14 protein-coding genes, 1 tRNA gene and 1 pseudogene are annotated in these 15520 nt (G+C 69.1%); 12 read left to right on the top strand and 4 right to left on the bottom strand.

Annotated features, from left to right (window positions below; genetic code table 11):
- Window positions 1-120: 120 nt before the first annotated feature.
- From J3P31_RS08945 to J3P31_RS08925, 5 genes are all read left to right on the top strand, one after another.
- Window positions 121-258, top strand: coding sequence for a hypothetical protein (locus J3P31_RS08945; RefSeq protein WP_210528065.1), 138 nt, complete (start codon window positions 121-123; stop codon window positions 256-258).
- Window positions 259-409: 151 nt separating this feature from the next.
- Window positions 410-2194 carry a methanol/ethanol family PQQ-dependent dehydrogenase gene (locus J3P31_RS08940; protein ID WP_210528096.1) on the top strand — a complete coding sequence of 595 codons (1785 nt, stop codon included), beginning with the start codon at window positions 410-412 and terminating at the stop codon, window positions 2192-2194.
- A gap of 79 nt (window positions 2195-2273) precedes the next feature.
- Entirely contained in the window at window positions 2274-2810 is a 537-nt protein-coding gene (locus tag J3P31_RS08935) for a c-type cytochrome, methanol metabolism-related (protein ID WP_210528064.1), read from the top strand.
- Window positions 2791-3627 carry a substrate-binding domain-containing protein gene (locus tag J3P31_RS08930; RefSeq protein WP_210528063.1) on the top strand — a complete coding sequence of 279 codons (837 nt, stop codon included), beginning with the start codon at window positions 2791-2793 and terminating at the stop codon, window positions 3625-3627. The genes J3P31_RS08935 and J3P31_RS08930 overlap by 20 nt, the downstream gene beginning before the upstream one ends.
- 4 nt (window positions 3628-3631) lie before the next feature.
- On the top strand, window positions 3632-4168 hold the full coding sequence (locus tag J3P31_RS08925) for a PQQ-dependent catabolism-associated CXXCW motif protein (RefSeq protein WP_368373041.1): 537 nt from the start codon (window positions 3632-3634) through the stop codon (window positions 4166-4168).
- 26 nt (window positions 4169-4194) lie between these two features.
- On the opposite strand, the pseudogene J3P31_RS08920 reads toward J3P31_RS08925, so the two are convergent.
- Window positions 4195-4695, bottom strand: a pseudogene (locus J3P31_RS08920) (DUF3280 domain-containing protein); the annotation flags it as partial.
- A gap of 68 nt (window positions 4696-4763) precedes the next feature.
- Between J3P31_RS08920 and J3P31_RS08915 the strand changes: the two are divergent.
- The 4 genes from J3P31_RS08915 to J3P31_RS08900 all read left to right on the top strand — a co-directional run bounded on the left by J3P31_RS08915 (window position 4764) and on the right by J3P31_RS08900 (window position 9482).
- Complete coding sequence (locus tag J3P31_RS08915) at window positions 4764-5954, top strand: ABC transporter substrate-binding protein (protein WP_210528060.1); 1191 nt, start codon at window positions 4764-4766, stop codon at window positions 5952-5954.
- Window positions 5951-6916, top strand: a complete 966-nt coding sequence (locus tag J3P31_RS08910) for a YVTN family beta-propeller repeat protein (protein WP_210528059.1) — start codon at window positions 5951-5953, stop codon at window positions 6914-6916. Before J3P31_RS08915 ends, J3P31_RS08910 begins: the two co-directional genes overlap by 4 nt.
- A gap of 397 nt (window positions 6917-7313) precedes the next feature.
- A complete protein-coding gene (locus J3P31_RS08905) occupies window positions 7314-8582 on the top strand; it encodes a glycerate kinase type-2 family protein (RefSeq protein ID WP_210528058.1) in 1269 nt (422 codons plus the stop codon).
- Window positions 8583-9086: 504 nt separating this feature from the next.
- Window positions 9087-9482, top strand: a complete 396-nt coding sequence (locus J3P31_RS08900; protein ID WP_210528057.1) for a (R)-mandelonitrile lyase — start codon at window positions 9087-9089, stop codon at window positions 9480-9482.
- A 76-nt stretch (window positions 9483-9558) separates the two neighbouring features.
- Here the strand turns inward: J3P31_RS08900 and J3P31_RS08895 are convergent, their stop codons facing one another.
- Both J3P31_RS08895 and J3P31_RS08890 read right to left on the bottom strand, forming a co-directional pair.
- A complete protein-coding gene (locus tag J3P31_RS08895) occupies window positions 9559-10581 on the bottom strand; it encodes a LacI family DNA-binding transcriptional regulator (protein WP_210528056.1) in 1023 nt (340 codons plus the stop codon).
- A gap of 649 nt (window positions 10582-11230) precedes the next feature.
- Window positions 11231-11304, bottom strand: a tRNA-Cys gene (locus J3P31_RS08890).
- Window positions 11305-11450: 146 nt separating this feature from the next.
- Between J3P31_RS08890 and J3P31_RS08885 the strand changes: the two genes are divergently transcribed.
- The 3 genes from J3P31_RS08885 to J3P31_RS08875 all read left to right on the top strand — a co-directional run bounded on the left by J3P31_RS08885 (window position 11451) and on the right by J3P31_RS08875 (window position 14057).
- On the top strand, window positions 11451-12104 hold the full coding sequence (locus J3P31_RS08885) for a protein-L-isoaspartate O-methyltransferase family protein (protein WP_210528055.1): 654 nt from the start codon (window positions 11451-11453) through the stop codon (window positions 12102-12104).
- Between the two features lie 39 nt (window positions 12105-12143).
- Window positions 12144-13550, top strand: a complete 1407-nt coding sequence (locus J3P31_RS08880) for a TolC family outer membrane protein (protein WP_210528054.1) — start codon at window positions 12144-12146, stop codon at window positions 13548-13550.
- Between the two features lie 90 nt (window positions 13551-13640).
- Entirely contained in the window at window positions 13641-14057 is a 417-nt protein-coding gene (locus J3P31_RS08875; RefSeq protein ID WP_210528053.1) for a hypothetical protein, read from the top strand.
- 3 nt (window positions 14058-14060) lie between these two features.
- Here the strand turns inward: J3P31_RS08875 and J3P31_RS08870 are convergent, their stop codons facing one another.
- A complete protein-coding gene (locus tag J3P31_RS08870) occupies window positions 14061-15515 on the bottom strand; it encodes a cobyric acid synthase (RefSeq protein ID WP_210528052.1) in 1455 nt (484 codons plus the stop codon).
- Window positions 15516-15520: the final 5 nt, after the last annotated feature.

Below are 15520 nucleotides of genomic sequence, written 5' to 3'. Positions count from 1 at the left end.
ATGATCACCCACACCATGCCGCTCGAAGAGATCAACCACGGCTTCGACCTCATGCGCCGCGGCGAAAGCGTCCGCGGCGTCGTGGTGTACTAGGCGGCGGGACGTGGGGAGGAGGGGGACATGACGATCATGGAGATCCGGATCCCGTACCTCGTCCGGCCAAAGCGGCGCCGGTTCCAAACCGCAGGGACCGGGGCATCATGCACGGACGTGACCACCGGCTTCGCCGTGGCGGCGTCCAGGAAGAAGGAGGGCTGAGCCAGGAGCGACAACCGGATGGCACCCGCGGGACCTGACCTGAGCCCGCATGAGGTTGCAGCCGCGACGAGGAGGCGTCGCCCGTCCAAGCCGGCCGTCCATGGCGGCCGTTTCGCACCCAGGGAGGTATGAAGTGAGAAGTTCACTGCTGATGTCCGCCGCGATCCTCGCGAGCGGAGCTGCCCCTGCATTCGCCAATGACGAACTGCGGGGCATGATGGACGATCCCAAGCAATGGGTCATCCAGACTGGTGACTACGCGAATACCCGTTTCTCCGAGCTCGAGCAGATCAACCGGGAGAACGTCGGCGATCTTCAGGTGGCCTGGACATTCTCGACCGGCGTGTTGCGCGGCCACGAGGGCGGGCCGCTGGTCGTCGGGAACATGATGTACGTGACGACCCCGTTCCCCAACATCGTCTATGCGCTCGACCTCAATGAAGAGGGACGGATCGCCTGGAAGTACGTTCCCGAACAGGATCCCAACGTCATCGCGGTCATGTGCTGCGATACGGTGAACCGGGGCGTCGCCTACGCCAACAACACGATCTTCCTGCATCAGGCCGACACCACGGTCGTTGCGCTGGACGCCATGACCGGCGAGGTCAAGTGGACCGTCAAGAACGGCGACGCGGCCAACGGCCAGACCAACACCGCGACGGTGCTGCCGGTCAAGGACATGATCCTCGTCGGCATCTCGGGCGGGGAATACGGCGTCCGCGGCCATATCACCGCCTATGACATGGAAACCGGCGAACAGCGCTGGCGCGCCTACTCGACGGGGCCGGACTCCGAGATGCTCGTGGACCCGCAGGCCACGACGGTCCTGGGCAAGCCCATTGGCGAGAACTCCTCGATCGACAGCTGGGAAGGCGACCAGTGGCAGATCGGGGGCGGGACGACCTGGGGCTGGTACAGCTACGACCCCGAGCTCGACCTGATCTACTACGGGACCGGGAACCCCTCGACCTGGAACCCGTCGCAGCGGCCGGGCGACAACAAGTGGTCCATGACCATCATGGCCCGCGACCCCGACACCGGCATGGCCAAGTGGTTCTACCAGAAGACCCCGCATGACGAGTGGGACTACGACGGGGTGAACGAGAACATCCTCGTCGACCAGGAGATCGACGGGCAGATGCGGCACCTGCTCGTGAACTTCGATCGCAACGGCTTTGCCTACACCATGGACCGGGAGACCGGGGAGCTGCTCGTCGCCAAGAAGTATGACCCTGCGGTCAACTGGGCGACGGAAGTCAACATGGACCCGAGCTCCGAGCAGTACGGGCGTCCGCAGGTGGTGGCCGACTTCTCGACCCGGCAGCAGGGCGAGGACACGAACACCGAGGGCATCTGCCCGGCGGCGCTCGGCTCCAAGGACCAGCAGCCGGCGGCCTTCTCGCCGGAAACGGGGCTGTTCTACGTGCCGACGAACCACGTCTGCATGGATTACGAGCCGTTCCGCGTCAGCTACACCGCGGGCCAGCCCTATGTGGGGGCGACGCTTTCGATGTATCCGGCGCCGGAAAGCCATGGCGGCATGGGCAACTTCATTGCCTGGGACGCCCGGACCGGCGAGATGAAGTGGTCGCTGCCCGAGCAGTTCTCGGTCTGGTCGGGCGCCCTGGCCACCGCGGGCGACATCGTCTTCTACGGCACCCTCGAGGGCTACCTGAAGGCGGTGGACGCCAACACGGGCGAGGAGCTCTACCGCTTCAAGACGCCCTCGGGCATCATCGGCAACGTGACCACCTACGAGCATGACGGCAAGCAGTACATCGCCGTCCTGTCGGGCATCGGCGGCTGGGCCGGGATCGGCCTCGCGGCCGGGCTGACCAACCCGACCGAGGGCCTGGGCGCGGTGGGCGGCTATGCCGCGCTCAGCGACTACACGGCGCTGGGAGGTCAGCTCACCGTGTTCGCGCTGCCGGACTGATCGGGGGAGGTTCCATCGATCCGTCGGCCGGCGGGGGCTGTCCTCCGCCGGCTTCTTCCCGGGACAACAGGAGTCCACAATGACGCGTAACCCGCATTCGCCGGGCGCTGTCCTCGCTCTTCTCGTACTGACGGCCTCGGCGGGCTGGTCGCAGGAAACGGCCCCGTCCGGAGATCCGAACCTCGCGGTCGCCCGCGAGGAGGACGGGCGCTACTACACCGCCGACGACATTCCCACCTTCCACATCGCCGAGGATGGCACGGTCGACTGGCCGACCTATTCGGGATTCCGCCGCTACCACGCCGAATGCCATGTCTGCCATGGACCGGACGGCGAGGGGTCGAGCTATGCCCCTGCGCTCAAGGATTCGGCGATCCGGCTCGATTACTATGACTTCTACGGCATCGTCGCAGGCGGGCGGCAGAACGTCGACGCCGGGCACACCAACGTCATGCCGGCCTTCGGCACCAACCCCAACGTGATGTGCTACCTCGACGACATCTACGTCTACCTCAAGGCGCGCGGCTCGGGCGAGCTGCCGCGTGGGCGGCCCGCCAAGCGCGAGGACAAGTCCGACGTCATCGGAGAGGCCGAGAATGCCTGCCTGGGCACGTAACGGGACCCGGGTCGCGGCGCTGATCCTTTCGGTCCTGGGGGGCGCGGCCGCGGCGCAGACGTCGGACCTCGTGTCCACGACCGCGTTCCGCGTCTGCTCCGATCCGGCGGCCTATCCGGTCTCGATGCAGGACGGCTCGGGCTACGAGAACAAGATCGCCGAACTGCTGGCCGCCGAGCTGGGGCGGCCGGTGGAATACACATGGTATCCCATGTCCACCGGCTTCATCCGGAACACCCTGGCCTCGGCCGAATGCGACGTGGTGATCGGCTACGCCCAGGGGGACGAGCTTGTCCTCAACACCAACCATTACCTGACCTCGGCCTATGTCCTCGTGGTGCCGGCCGGGGGCAGCCTGGCCGACGTCGCGGAGCTGTCGGACCCGAAGCTCCGTGAGGCGCGACTCGGCATCGTGGCGGGCAGCCCGCCCGTGACGCATCTGGCCCGGCTGGGCCTTCTCACCCGGATCCACTCCTATGACCTGTTCGCCGACCGGAGGTACAACTCGCCGCCCGACCGGATGATCGCGGACCTGGAGGCCGGGGAGATCGACGCCGCGATCATGTGGGGGCCGATCGCCGGGCCGATGGTGAAGGACGCGCATCCCGACCTGAAGGTGACCCCGCTGCTGCGCGAGCCGGGGATGCCGCATCTGTTCTACCGGATCACCATGGGGGTGCGGCAGGGCGAGGACACCTGGAAGCGGGAGCTGAACTCGCTCATCCGGCGCAACCAGGATCGGATCGATGCCATCCTCCGCGAGGCCGGGGTGCCGCTGCTCAACGACATGGGCACCGAACTCAAGCCCGAAGGCTAGGGCGGTGCTGCGCGCCCTGATCCTCCTGGCCCTCCTGCCCCAGGCGGCGATCGGCCAGGCCGTCGCCGAGCCCGACGGATACCGGGACGCGCCTTACCGGGGCCAGGTGCCCGCCGGGCTGGCCGGGGCGACGACCGTGGACCCCGAGGAGGCCCACCGGCTGTGGGAGGAGGGCAGGGTGGTGTTCATCGACGCCCTGCCCCGGGACAGGCGGCCCGCCAACCTGCCCGAGGGCACGATCTGGCGCGACCGGCCCCGCGACAGCATCCCCGGCGCGCTCTGGCTGCCCAATGTGGGCTATGCCGAACTGCCGCCCGAGGATCAGGCCTATCTGGAGGACGGCCTCGCCACGGCGACCGGCGGGGACCCGTCGCGGCCGATCCTGTTCTTCTGCATGGAGAACTGCTGGATGTCCTGGAACGCCGCCAAGCGGGCGCTGGGCCTGGGCTACCGGGAGGTCTACTGGTTTCCGGGCGGCACGGACGGGTGGGCCGCCGCGGGATTTCCGCTGGAGCGGGTCGAGCCGCTGGACCCGTCATGACCGGGGCTGTCACCTTCCTCATCCGCGAAGAAGTGGTGCTCGAGGATGTAGCGCCCGCCGCGCAGCCAGGAGTCGTCGGTGTTCGACCGGATGTCGACCGCCAGCATCCGCACCAGCCGGTCCGTCTCGACCTCGCGCAGGGCCAGGTTCATCGACAGGATCAGGTTCGACACCTTCTGCACCTCGCCCACGAGCGAGTAGTCCGCGCCAAGGCGGGCGGCCATGCGGACATCGCAGCCGTTGCAGTCGGCGGGGCTCCAGGTCCGGTCGAGTTCCTCGGCCACGGGGGCGAGGTCGACCATCTCGAAGCCTTCGGCGACGAAGCGGTCGCGGATCGCATCCTCCAGAAGGGCGAGCCGGGCCACCTCGTCCTCCCGCACGCCGTTGTAGGCGCCCTCGGCCGAGGTATCGAGGAACTTGATCCCGAAGAAGGCGACCGAGGCGCCGCGCTCCAGCGGCTCGAGCGCGAGGGCCGCGCCGGGAAGGGCCAGCAGGACGGCAGCAAGGAACGGAAAGGGGGATCTCATTGCGGCACTCTCCAGGGGGATCGCGGACAGGTAGGACAGAACGGCGCCACCGCCAGGAGGGGCGGCCGATGCTGAGGCCGCTCGTGGCGCTGGGCCTCCTCGGGATGCTGGCCGCGCTGCCTGCGGCGGCGCAGCAGGTGGCGACGGCGGTCCTTCGCGTGGATTATCCCGCCCTGCTGCCGATCTCGCGGCTTGATCTGCCGACCGACGACCTGGGCTTTGCCGGCGCCGAGCTGGCGACCGAGGACAACCGCACGACCGGCAGCTTCATGGGGCAGACCTACGAAACCCGCAGCCTCGCCACCACGCCGGAGGAGGCGCAGGCCGCGTTCGACCAGCTGACCGCCGACGGTTATCGCATCATCGTGGTGCTGGCGCGCCACGACGAGCTCCTGGGCTTCGCGGACTCGGCCCCGGCTGGCACGCTGATCTTCAACGCCCGTGCCACCGACGGGAGCCTGCGCGGCGAGGACTGCCGCGCCGACGTGCTCCATGTCGCGCCAAGCGACCAGATGCTGACCGACGCGCTCGCCCAGTTCCTGGTCTGGAAGCGATGGGACAGGTGGTTCCTCATCCATGGCTCCCACCCCGAGGATCAGGCGCTGGCGGCGGCCTATGAGGCTTCGGCAGCCAAGTTCGGCGCCCGGATCGTCGACACGCGCGAGTTCGTGGACACCGGAGGGGCGCGTGCGACGGATTCGGGCCATGTGCTGGTGCAGCAGCAGATCCCCGTCTTCACGCAGGATGCGGCGGACCACGACGTGGTGATCGCAGCGGACGCAAGCGATGTCTTCGCGCCCTACCTGCCGTACCAGACCTGGGACGCGGCGCCGGTGGCGGGATCGTCCGGCCTTCGCCCGGTGACCTGGCACGCCGCCCACGAGGCCTGGGGCGCCACCCAGATGCAGCGCAGGTTCGAGGATCTGGCCGGGCGCCCGATGCGGGAGGAGGACTACCAGGCCTGGCTTGCGCTCCGCGTCGTCGGCGAGGCGGTGACCCGCACCGGCTCGGCGGACCCGGCCGCGATCCGCGACTATGTCCTGAGCCCCGACTTCGAGCTGGCCGCCTTCAAGGGTCAGAAAGTCACGTTCCGCGACTGGGACGGCCAGCTTCGTCAGCCGATCCTGCTGACCGAAGGACGGGTCACGGTCAGCGTCTCGCCGCAGGAGGGCTTCCTGCACCAGGTCTCGCCGCTCGACACCTTGGGGACCGACCGGCCCGAATCGACATGCACCGCCTTCGGGGGAGGACAGGAATGATCAGGACCACAGTGGCTGCGGGGCTTTTCCTCGGCATGGCCCTTCCGGCGCAGGCCTACAAGGTCTTCATCAGCAACGAACGTGGCAACACGGTCACCGTGCTGGACAGCGAGACCTGGGAGGTGCTGGCCGAGTTTCCGGCCGGAAACCGTCCGCGCGGCATCGCCATCGCGCCCGACGGGTCGGAGCTGTATGTCTGCTCCTCGGACGACGACACCGTGCGCGTCTTCGATCCCGAAACCTACGAGGAGCTCCATACCTTGCCATCCGGCCCCGATCCGGAGCTCTTCGTCCTGCACCCGTCCGGCAACCCGCTCTACATCGCCAACGAGGACGACAACCTCGTCACCGTGACGGACGTCAAGACCAGGCAGGTCGTGGCCGAGATCCCGGTGGGCGTCGAGCCCGAGGGCATGGGCATCTCGCCTGACGGCTCGATCGTCGTGAACACCTCCGAGACGACGAACATGGCGCATTTCATCGACACACGGACCTACGAGATCACGCAGAACACGCTCGTGGACCAGCGCCCGCGCTTTGCCCAGTTCAGCGACGACGGATCGCGCCTTTACGTCAGCGCCGAGATCGGCGGCACCGTCAGCGTCATCGACCCCTCGAACGGAGAGGTCATCCACAAGATCACCTTCGAGGTGCCGGGTATCCTGCCCGAGCTGCTCCAGCCGGTCGGGGTCCGGATCAGCCGCGACGGCAGCCGCATCTATGTCGCCCTGGGTCCGTCCAACCGGGTCGCCGTCGTCGACGGCCAGAGCTGGGAGGTTCTGGACTACCTCCTGGTCGGCCAGCGGGTCTGGCAACTCGCCTTCACGCCGGACGAGCGGTTCCTGATCGCCACGAACGGCAACTCGAACGACGTGTCGATCATCGACGTGGCGGCGGGCGAGGTGATCCGCTCCGTTCCGGTCGGCCAGCAGCCCTGGGGCGTCGTCGTCTCGCCCGAATGAGTGACCGTGACCCCGCCGGGGCCCGATCCCGGCCGGGGCACGGCGGCGCCGCGCATGTCCTGCGGCCGCAGGGGACCCGTTCGGTCCCTGACAGGCCGGCCGCGCGGGCGCAGCCGCGGCGAGCGGGCTGCGGCCCTGGAGTCGGGCTGCGCGGGACGGCTTTCCAACCGATGGTCGGTTCGGGCATCATCCGGGTGCCCTCCTGGCCGGCCGGCCTTGCGACGGCGGGCAGCCCGAAGGAACGGCGCAGGCTTGGACGCGACAGGGGATGTGATCGGATGAACCTGAGGCGCCTGGCCCTCGGCGGGAGATGGACGGCAGGGGGCTCCCGGCCAAAGGCGGGCGGGATGCGACCCGGGTTCCGCCCCGCCTGCCGTCCTGGCTCGGCTGTCCATCCATGACCTCCCTTGCCGACCCGGGTCGTTTTCTCCGCAGGCTCTTTGATCGCGCCGTCGAGGTGGCCGACCCGATGCGGTCGCTTGCGGGCCACCTGCCGCCCCGGCCCGCCGGGCGGGTGATCGTGGTCGGGGCCGGCAAGGCCTCCGCGCGGATGGCTGAGGCGGTGGAAGCGGTCTGGGGCCCCTGCGAGGGACTGGTGATCACCCGTTACGGCCATGGCCGTCCCCTGGCCGGCATCGGAGTGGTCGAGGCGGCCCACCCCGTGCCCGATGCGGCCGGAGAGGCGGGCACGGCCCGGATGCTGTCGCTCCTCCGTGGGCTCGGTGAGGGGGACACGGTGCTGGCCCTCATCTCGGGTGGGGCTTCGGCGCTCCTGGTGGCCCCGGCCCGAGGGCTGAGCCTGGCGGACAAGCAGGGCGTCAACGCGGCTCTGCTGGCCTCCGGGGCGCCGATCTCGGCCATGAACGTCGTCCGCAAGCACCTGAGCCGGGTCAAGGGCGGACAGCTCGCGGCGGCGGCCCATCCCGCGCGTATGCTGGCCCTGATGATCTCGGACGTGCCCGGCGACGATCCGGCCACGATCGGATCGGGCCCGACGGTGGGCGAGCCGTCCACGCCTGCCGAGGCACGGGCGATCCTCGCGCGCTGGCGGGTGACCGTGCCGGCCAGCGTCATGGCGGTTCTGGAGGGCCGGACGGGCGTGGTCCCGCCTGGCGACCCGCGCCTGTCCCGGACCGAGAACCGGGTGATTGCCGCCCCCGCGCAGTCCCTTGCCGCGGCGGCCGATCTCGCGAGGGCGGAGGGCTGCGAGGTGCACATCCTGGGCGACGCCCTGGAGGGCGAGGCCCGCGAGGTGGCCGCCCGTCTGGGGGCAGAGGCCCTGGCGCGGCAGGCCCAGATGCGGGCCGGGGATCGGCCCGTCCTTCTCCTGTCGGGCGGTGAGCTGACGGTGACCCGCCGGGGCGACGGCGTCGGCGGTCCCAACGCCGAGTTCATTCTGTCTCTCGCCCTGGCGCTGGAGGGCGCACCCCGCATCCACGGCTTGGCCTGCGACACCGATGGGGTGGACGGCGCGGCCGAAGTGGCAGGGGCCGTGATCGGCCCGGACACGCTGGACCGCGCCCGAAGGCTGGGCCTGGATGCGCGGTCGGCGCTTGACCGGAACGACGCACACAGCTTCTTCGGGGCCTTGGGCGATCAGGTGCTGACCGGACCCACGCTGACCAACGTGAACGACTTCCGGGCCATTCTGATCCAGGCCGCCTGACCCGGATTGCATCTCCGCGTCGGCCAGGCGACCCTCCTGGATGGGATGAGCTGCCTCGCAACATGCGCAGCCGGGGACAGGCCGCGACCCCCCGAACCGTGTCCAATCTTGTGGAGCGCGATCGGCGGCCCCCTGGCGACGGCCGAGTGTGGTGCTTTGGCCCGTCATGGACCGAAGCCAGATCCAGCGGCTCGCCTCGATTAGGGATCAGCTTTGGTCGGGGGGGGCGCCGATTTGCCCTGCCACCTGGTTGGCCGCCCATCGCGCGCAGGAACGGGTCCAGCTCGCTCCCGCTCCGGACGGGCCTCCTGCCCGAGGTCGAGATGATCCGCATGATCAGATCATTGGTGCCTTCGAGCGCATGGAGCGGTCGGACGCGCGCTACCCTTAGGTCATCGACATGGCTACGGTTGGCGCAGACGCCGCGGCCCGACAGGTCGGCCACATCCCCCGCATGATCCGCCGCCGCTTTGAAGCGGTGGCGCTGTCCCAAGGAGAAACCCAATGAAGATCCAGCGCGCAGGCTCCCTCCCTTCCGGCCAGGGCCCGTCCGAGTGGTTCACGGGCCGCGTCCGCATCGATCCGCTGTTCCCGGCCGAGCCGCCCTCCCGCATGGCAGGCAACCTTGTCACCTTCGAGCCGGGCGCTCGGACGGCCTGGCATACCCACCCGCTCGGGCAGACCCTCATCGTCACGCAAGGGCTGGGCTGGGTGCAGCGCGAGGGCGGCCCCCGCGAGGAGGTCCGCCCCGGCGACGTGGTGCGCTTTGAGCCCGGCGAGAAGCACTGGCACGGCGCCAGCGCGACCACGGCCATGAGCCATATCGCGATCCAGGAGGCCGAGAACGGGTCTCCCGTGACCTGGATGGAACAGGTCGGCGAGGGAGATTACGGGGCCTGAGCCCGCGATGGTTCCCCGCCTTCGCTGAGCGGAGCGAGCGCCTGTCTGGGTATCCGCGGCATCACCGGCAGGGCGATCATGGGGGAGGAGTTGCCGCAGCCTGAGCAAAGGCGGGGATGTTGAACCGGGTGAACACGCCGAAGTCGAGCAGCACGCTGTCACGCCCTCGTCCTTCCGGCTCCGCGACCGCTCGCTGAAGGGCGTCGGACAGAAGAGCCGCCGGATTCTGCGCGATGGCGAAGTCCATGTGCCCCTCGCGCAGCAGGGGCAGGGTGATCGAGTTGGTCTCGTGACCCACCAGCAGCAGATCGTGGGCCCGACCGGCGCTCATCAGAGCTTCCACGAGGCCCTGATTGCCCCCGCCGACGTTGTAGATCGCGCCCAATGCGGGCTGCTCCTTCAGCAGGCGGGTCACCGCATCCCGCGTCAGGCCTGGATTGTCCTCGCCCAAGGCTTCGCCGGACAGAACCACCTTGGGGAAATGGGCCCGCAACGCTGTGCGGAAGCCGATCTCGCGATCCTCGTGACACCGGAAGGCCGGGTCGCCCAGAACGACTCCCACCGGGGTCGGGCGATCCCCGAGAGCACGTCCGATGAGAAATGCCGCCGTCTGGCCGGCCGCCCTGTTGTCGATGCCCACGAAGACATCCCGAGCCTCCGGCGCCAGATCCGAGATGAAGGCCACCACCCGCTTGCCTCTGGCGCGGGCCTCGCGGAGGCGCGCCACCAGCCGGTCGGTGTTCTTGACCGCCATGATGAGCGGCCGGTCGGGATTCTGGCAGAGCTCCTGGATGACGGGCAGAAGGTCGGCTTCCTGAGCCTGGTACATATCGCGGAACTGGCCCACGGCACCGATCCGGTCCCAGGTGGTGCGGAGTTGCTCGGTCATGCCGCGTCCCAGCCGCAGGACCATGTCGACCGCAGGCGCCTTCTCGTCCGGTGAGGAGGCGAGCTCTGGCGTCGAGAGGCGGCGGATCGTCTCCTCGACGACGGTCCGCGTCCGAGGATGCACATTGCCGCGGTTGTTCAGCACGCGATCGACGGTCGCCCGCGACAGGCCCGATTCGCGCATGATCTCGGCGATGCTGACACGGCGCAATGCGGCACTCCCCCTTAAAGGCCGATGGTCCCGGAACAGGGCGCACCTTGGGGCTGGAAGCGGCAGCTCCACCCGCGGATGCATATGCGGACGCCCATTGATGCGATATGGGCAAGATATGGCAGGTCCTGAGGCATAGGGACACATCCCTCCTGGAGTTGGATGCCATCTTTCAGCGATCCAGTCACCAAGGCGCCTCTTGCGGGGCGCCTGCGAGGATCACGGGAGGCCGGGTGTTTCCACTGCTCAGTGCCGGGTTCAATCTGTTCCGATCGGACAAGGAGACTGGTCGGCCGACCCGGACATGAAGGCCGTCCGTTTGGCATCAGGGCCACACGAGCCGATCCGTCGGCAGGGCTCAGAGACTGCCGGACCGACCGGTGGCCTCATCCAGGGCCAGCGCAGCAGGTGCACACTCTGCCTCGAAGGATGCGCCGGCGCCCCTGCTGGTTCTCGTGCCTCGCCGCTTGGCGGTCAGGCGCCCAGCTTCATCCTCAGCTTGCCCTCGCATTCAAGACCTGGATGAAAGCAGCGTAGGAAGACATCCCCCAGGCAGGTCACTCGGGTGCAGTTCCGGGAACTTGCGGCTCCCTCTCAGTCCGATCGAACGAAGCAAGAGAGCGAACTGCCGGAGTTCCTGCGAAACCCTTGGAGGCGAGTACCGGAATCGAACCGGTCTACACGGATTTGCAATCCGCTGCGTAACCTCTCCGCCAACTCGCCGGGATCCATGAGGAACGGGGTGGGGATACATGACCTGGACGCCACGCGCAAGCCGCCGCGACGCGAGGAGACGCGCAGGCCCAATTGTGCCCGGGGCGGGCCTGTGCCAAGACTCCCTCGAGCCGAGACACCGGAGCGTCCAACCCTTGTCCGATTTCCAGACCCGCCGCACGATGATGGTGGACACCCAGGTCCGTCCGTCCGAGGTGACCCGATTCCCGATCATCGAAGCCATGTTGCACGTCCCCCGCGAGGCGTTCGTTCCCGAAGCCCGCCGTGAAACCGCTTACCTGGGCGAGAACCTCTTCCTTGCTCCGGGCCGGGTGATCCTCGAGCCGCGGACGCTGGGCAAGTTCCTGGAAGGCCTCGACATCAAGCCCGGCGATCGTGTGCTCGACCTGGCTACGGGGCTGGGCTACGGCGCGGCGGTGATGGAACGGATGGGCGCGCAGGTGACCGCCGTCGAGGAGGACCCCACGCTGGCGTCGGCCGCCGCCTCGATCCTGGCTGCCCAAGGTGCCGCGAATGCGCGCGTTCACCAGGGTTCCTTGGCAGAAGGTGCGCCGGCCGCCGGGCCGTTCGATGTCATCGTGATCGAAGGCGCGGTGGAGGTCATCCCTGACGCCATCCTCGCCCAACTGGCCGAGGATGGCCGCATCGCCGCGCTCTTTGTCGAGGAAACGGTGGGGATCGCCCGGATCGGCCGCAAGGAAGGTGGCGTGCTGAACTGGAAGTACGCCTTCAACGCCGGGGCGCCCGTGCTCCCCGGCTTCGGACGCGCCACAGCTTTCGTCCTCTGACGGCGCGCAGGATAAATGGGGACGAGCGGAGGCAGCGACATGCGACAGATCATCCGCGGGACCCTGACCGCGCTTTTCGTCTGGACGGGCGCGGCCCAGGCTGAAACCTTGGCCGACGCCTTGGCCACGGGCTATGAGTCGTCCGGCCTGATCGAACAGAACCGGGCTGCACTTCGTGCGGCGGACGAAGACGTGGCCCAGGCCGTCGCCACGTTGCGTCCCGTAATCAACTGGCAGACCGAGATCCAGCGACAGTTCTTCTACGGCAAGACCCAGAGCCTGTTCGGCGGCAACTCGGGCCCGGACCTCAGCGTGACCGACTCGCTCACGCTCGGTCTTGTGTCGAGCCTCACCCTGTTCGACGCCGGGGCGCGGCAGTTCCGGCTCGAGGCTCAGAAAGAGACGGTCCTCGCCACGCGCGAGAGCCTCCGCGACGTCGAGCGTCAGGTTCTTCTCCGGATCGTGAGCGCCTATCAGGAGGTCCAGCGGTCCCGCTCGTTCGTGGAACTGCGTCAGAACAACGTCCGCGTCATCGGCGAAGAGCTTCGGGCCGCACAGGACCGTTTCGAGGTGGGCGAGGTCACGCGCACCGACGTCGCGCTGGCCGAAGCCCAGCTCGCCTCCGCGCGAAGCGAGTTGGTGGCCGAGCAGGGAAACCTCGCCACCGCCATCGAGGAGTTCCGCGCCGCCGTCGGCCGTGCGCCCGGCACGCTCTCGCCGGCCCCGGCGGCCACGATCCCGGGCTCGGTGGACGAAGCGCGGGCCATCGCCCAGCGGACGCATCCCGCGTTGCTCCAGGCGCAGCATCAGGTCGCCGCCTTCGAGATCGCGATCTCCGCGACCCGGGCCGCGACCCGTCCGACCGTCTCGCTCAGCGCCGGCGCGCAGGTCAGCAGCGACCTCGACAGTCCCGACGCGGATCTGGGCGCCAATGTCGGCATCTCGGCCTCCGGGCCGATCTATCAGGGCGGCGCCCTCGCGTCGCAGGTCCGCCAATCGCGGGCTCAGCGCGACTCGGCACGGGGCCAACTGATCGAGACCGCACGGACCATCTCGCAGAACGTGGGCAGCGCCTATGCCACGCTTGATGTCGCCCGGGCCAGCCTGACCGCCTTCCGGGAGCAGGTGCGCGCCGCCGAGATCGCCTTCGAAGGCGTTCGCGAGGAGGCGACCCTGGGCGCGCGCACGACTCTCGACGTGCTCGACGCCGAGCAGGACCTGCTCGACGCCCGCGCCAACCTGGTCAACGCCCAGATCAACGAAACGCTGGCCACCTACCAGATCCTGTCGGCGATCGGGCTCCTGAACGTCCAGAACCTCGGCCTCAACGTTCAGACCTACGACCCGAGCGCCTATTACAACCTCGTGGACGATGCGCCCTCGGCCAGCTCCGAGCAGGGGCGGGCGCTGGACCGCGTGCTCGAGGCCATCGGCGCTGGTAACTAGCCAACAAGGGGTGTCCCAGGCAGGCGCGGCGCCGTGCCCGCCGGGGACACCGGCGATCCTGACCGTAGGGCCAGCGTCAAGAGAACAGTGATGTCCAACATATCCAACGACGCCTCGGGCCAGACCCTCACGCCGATCCAGCGCCTCATGGAGCAGCGTCGCTCGACCCCGAGCACCGCGCCTTCTCCGCTGGAGCGGCTGGTCCTGACCTCGGCCCAGCGCATCGGAGAGCCGGTTGCGCAGCCTGAGGCCCCGGCTCCGCTGGAACTGCTGGTCCTGAGCCCTGCCATGTCGGTGCAGGGCGGCGGCCCTGTCGGGGAGCCTGCGCCCGCCGCCATTGGCTCGCCCGCGGCGTTGCAGGTCGACGACGCGACCTTGCGCAAACTGGTCGACCAGGCTCTCCGGGCCGAGCTGCAAGGCGAACTCGGGGAGCGCATCACCCGGAACCTGCGCAAGATCGTCCGGCGCGAGGTGCGTCTCGCCCTGGCCCTCCGGGACGACGCCTGACGATCAGGTCGCCGCGGCCAGGGCAAGGACCCGGTCGAGGTCCAGATGCCGCTCCAGATGGGCGGCCAGCCGGTCCAGCGTGACCTCCACGGCGCTGTCCCAGTCGAACGAGGCGGCGGGTGCGCCCATCTCGTCCAACATGGCCGCCCGGAACGCATCGGCCGCGAACAACCCATGCAGGTACGTCCCGCGAACCCGGCCATCGGCGCTGGTCGCGCCTTCGGGCCGCCCCTCGATCTCCAGCCAGGGTCGGGCAAGGTCCGGCCCTTCGGTGCGGCCGAGGTGGATCTCGTAGCCTGTGACGGGCGTGCCGGTCGCGAGATGACGCCCGGCGACCCGGGCCAGCCGCTTGTCCTGCCCCATTACGGTGATGACATCCAGAAGGCCCAGTCCGTCGACTCCGCCGGGCGGGCCTTCCAGCCCCTCCGGATCCTCGATCCGCCGCCCCAGCATCTGGAAGCCGCCGCACAGCCCCAGCACCTGCCCGCCCCGACGCCGATGCGCCAGGAGGTCCACGTCCCAACCCTGCGCCCGGAAGTCGGCAAGGTCCGCGATGGTCGTCTTGGACCCGGGCAGGAGCACGAGGTCGGCGTTCCCGGGCAGGGGGCGCCCCGGCGGCACAATCTCGACCGACACGCCCGGCGTGGCGGAAAGCGGGTCCAGATCATCGAAGTTCGCGATCCGGCGCAGACGCGGCACGGCAATCCTCAGATCTCCGCCATTCACGCGCCCGCCCAGGTCCAGAACGTCCTCGGCCGGAAGGCGCCAGGCCTCCTCGAACCAGGGTACGACGCCCAGGCCGTCCCAGCCGGTGCGCTGGGCGATCAGATGGAAGCCATCGGTGAACAGCGACGGGTCGCCACGGAACTTGTTGACGGCAAAGGCGCGGATCATGGCGCGGTCCTCTGGGTCCAGCACGGCATGTGTCCCGACCAGCTGGGCGATGACCCCGCCCCGGTCGATGTCGCCCACCAGCACGACCGGAACTCCGGCCGCCTGGGCAAAGCCCATGTTGGCGATGTCGCCCGCTCTCAGGTTCACCTCGGCCGGGCTGCCCGCGCCTTCCACAAGGACAAGGTCGCGCCCGGTCCCCAACCGGCGGAAGCTGTCCAGCACAGGGGCCATGAGGCTCGGCTTCAGGGCGGCGTAGTCCCGCGCCCGCACGCTCGCGAGACGGCGGCCCTGCACGACCACCTGCGCGCCGGTATCGGTCTCGGGCTTGAGCAGCACCGGGTTCATATCCACCAGCGGCTCCAGCCCCGCGGCACGGGCCTGCAGGGCCTGAGCCCGCCCGATCTCGCCGCCGTCCGCCGTCACCGCGGCGTTGTTCGACATATTCTGCGGCTTGAAAGGGGCCACCGACAGGCCGCGCGCCCGAAAGGCGCGGGCCATCCCGGCCACGAGCATCGACTTGCCCACGTTCGATCCCGCGCCCTGGATCATCACCGCCTTGGGCATTGTGT

It is taken from the genome of Rubellimicrobium arenae, assembly GCF_017916275.1.
Taxonomy (GTDB): domain Bacteria; phylum Pseudomonadota; class Alphaproteobacteria; order Rhodobacterales; family Rhodobacteraceae; genus Rubellimicrobium; species Rubellimicrobium arenae.
This window is presented reverse-complemented; position numbering and strand designations above follow the sequence as displayed.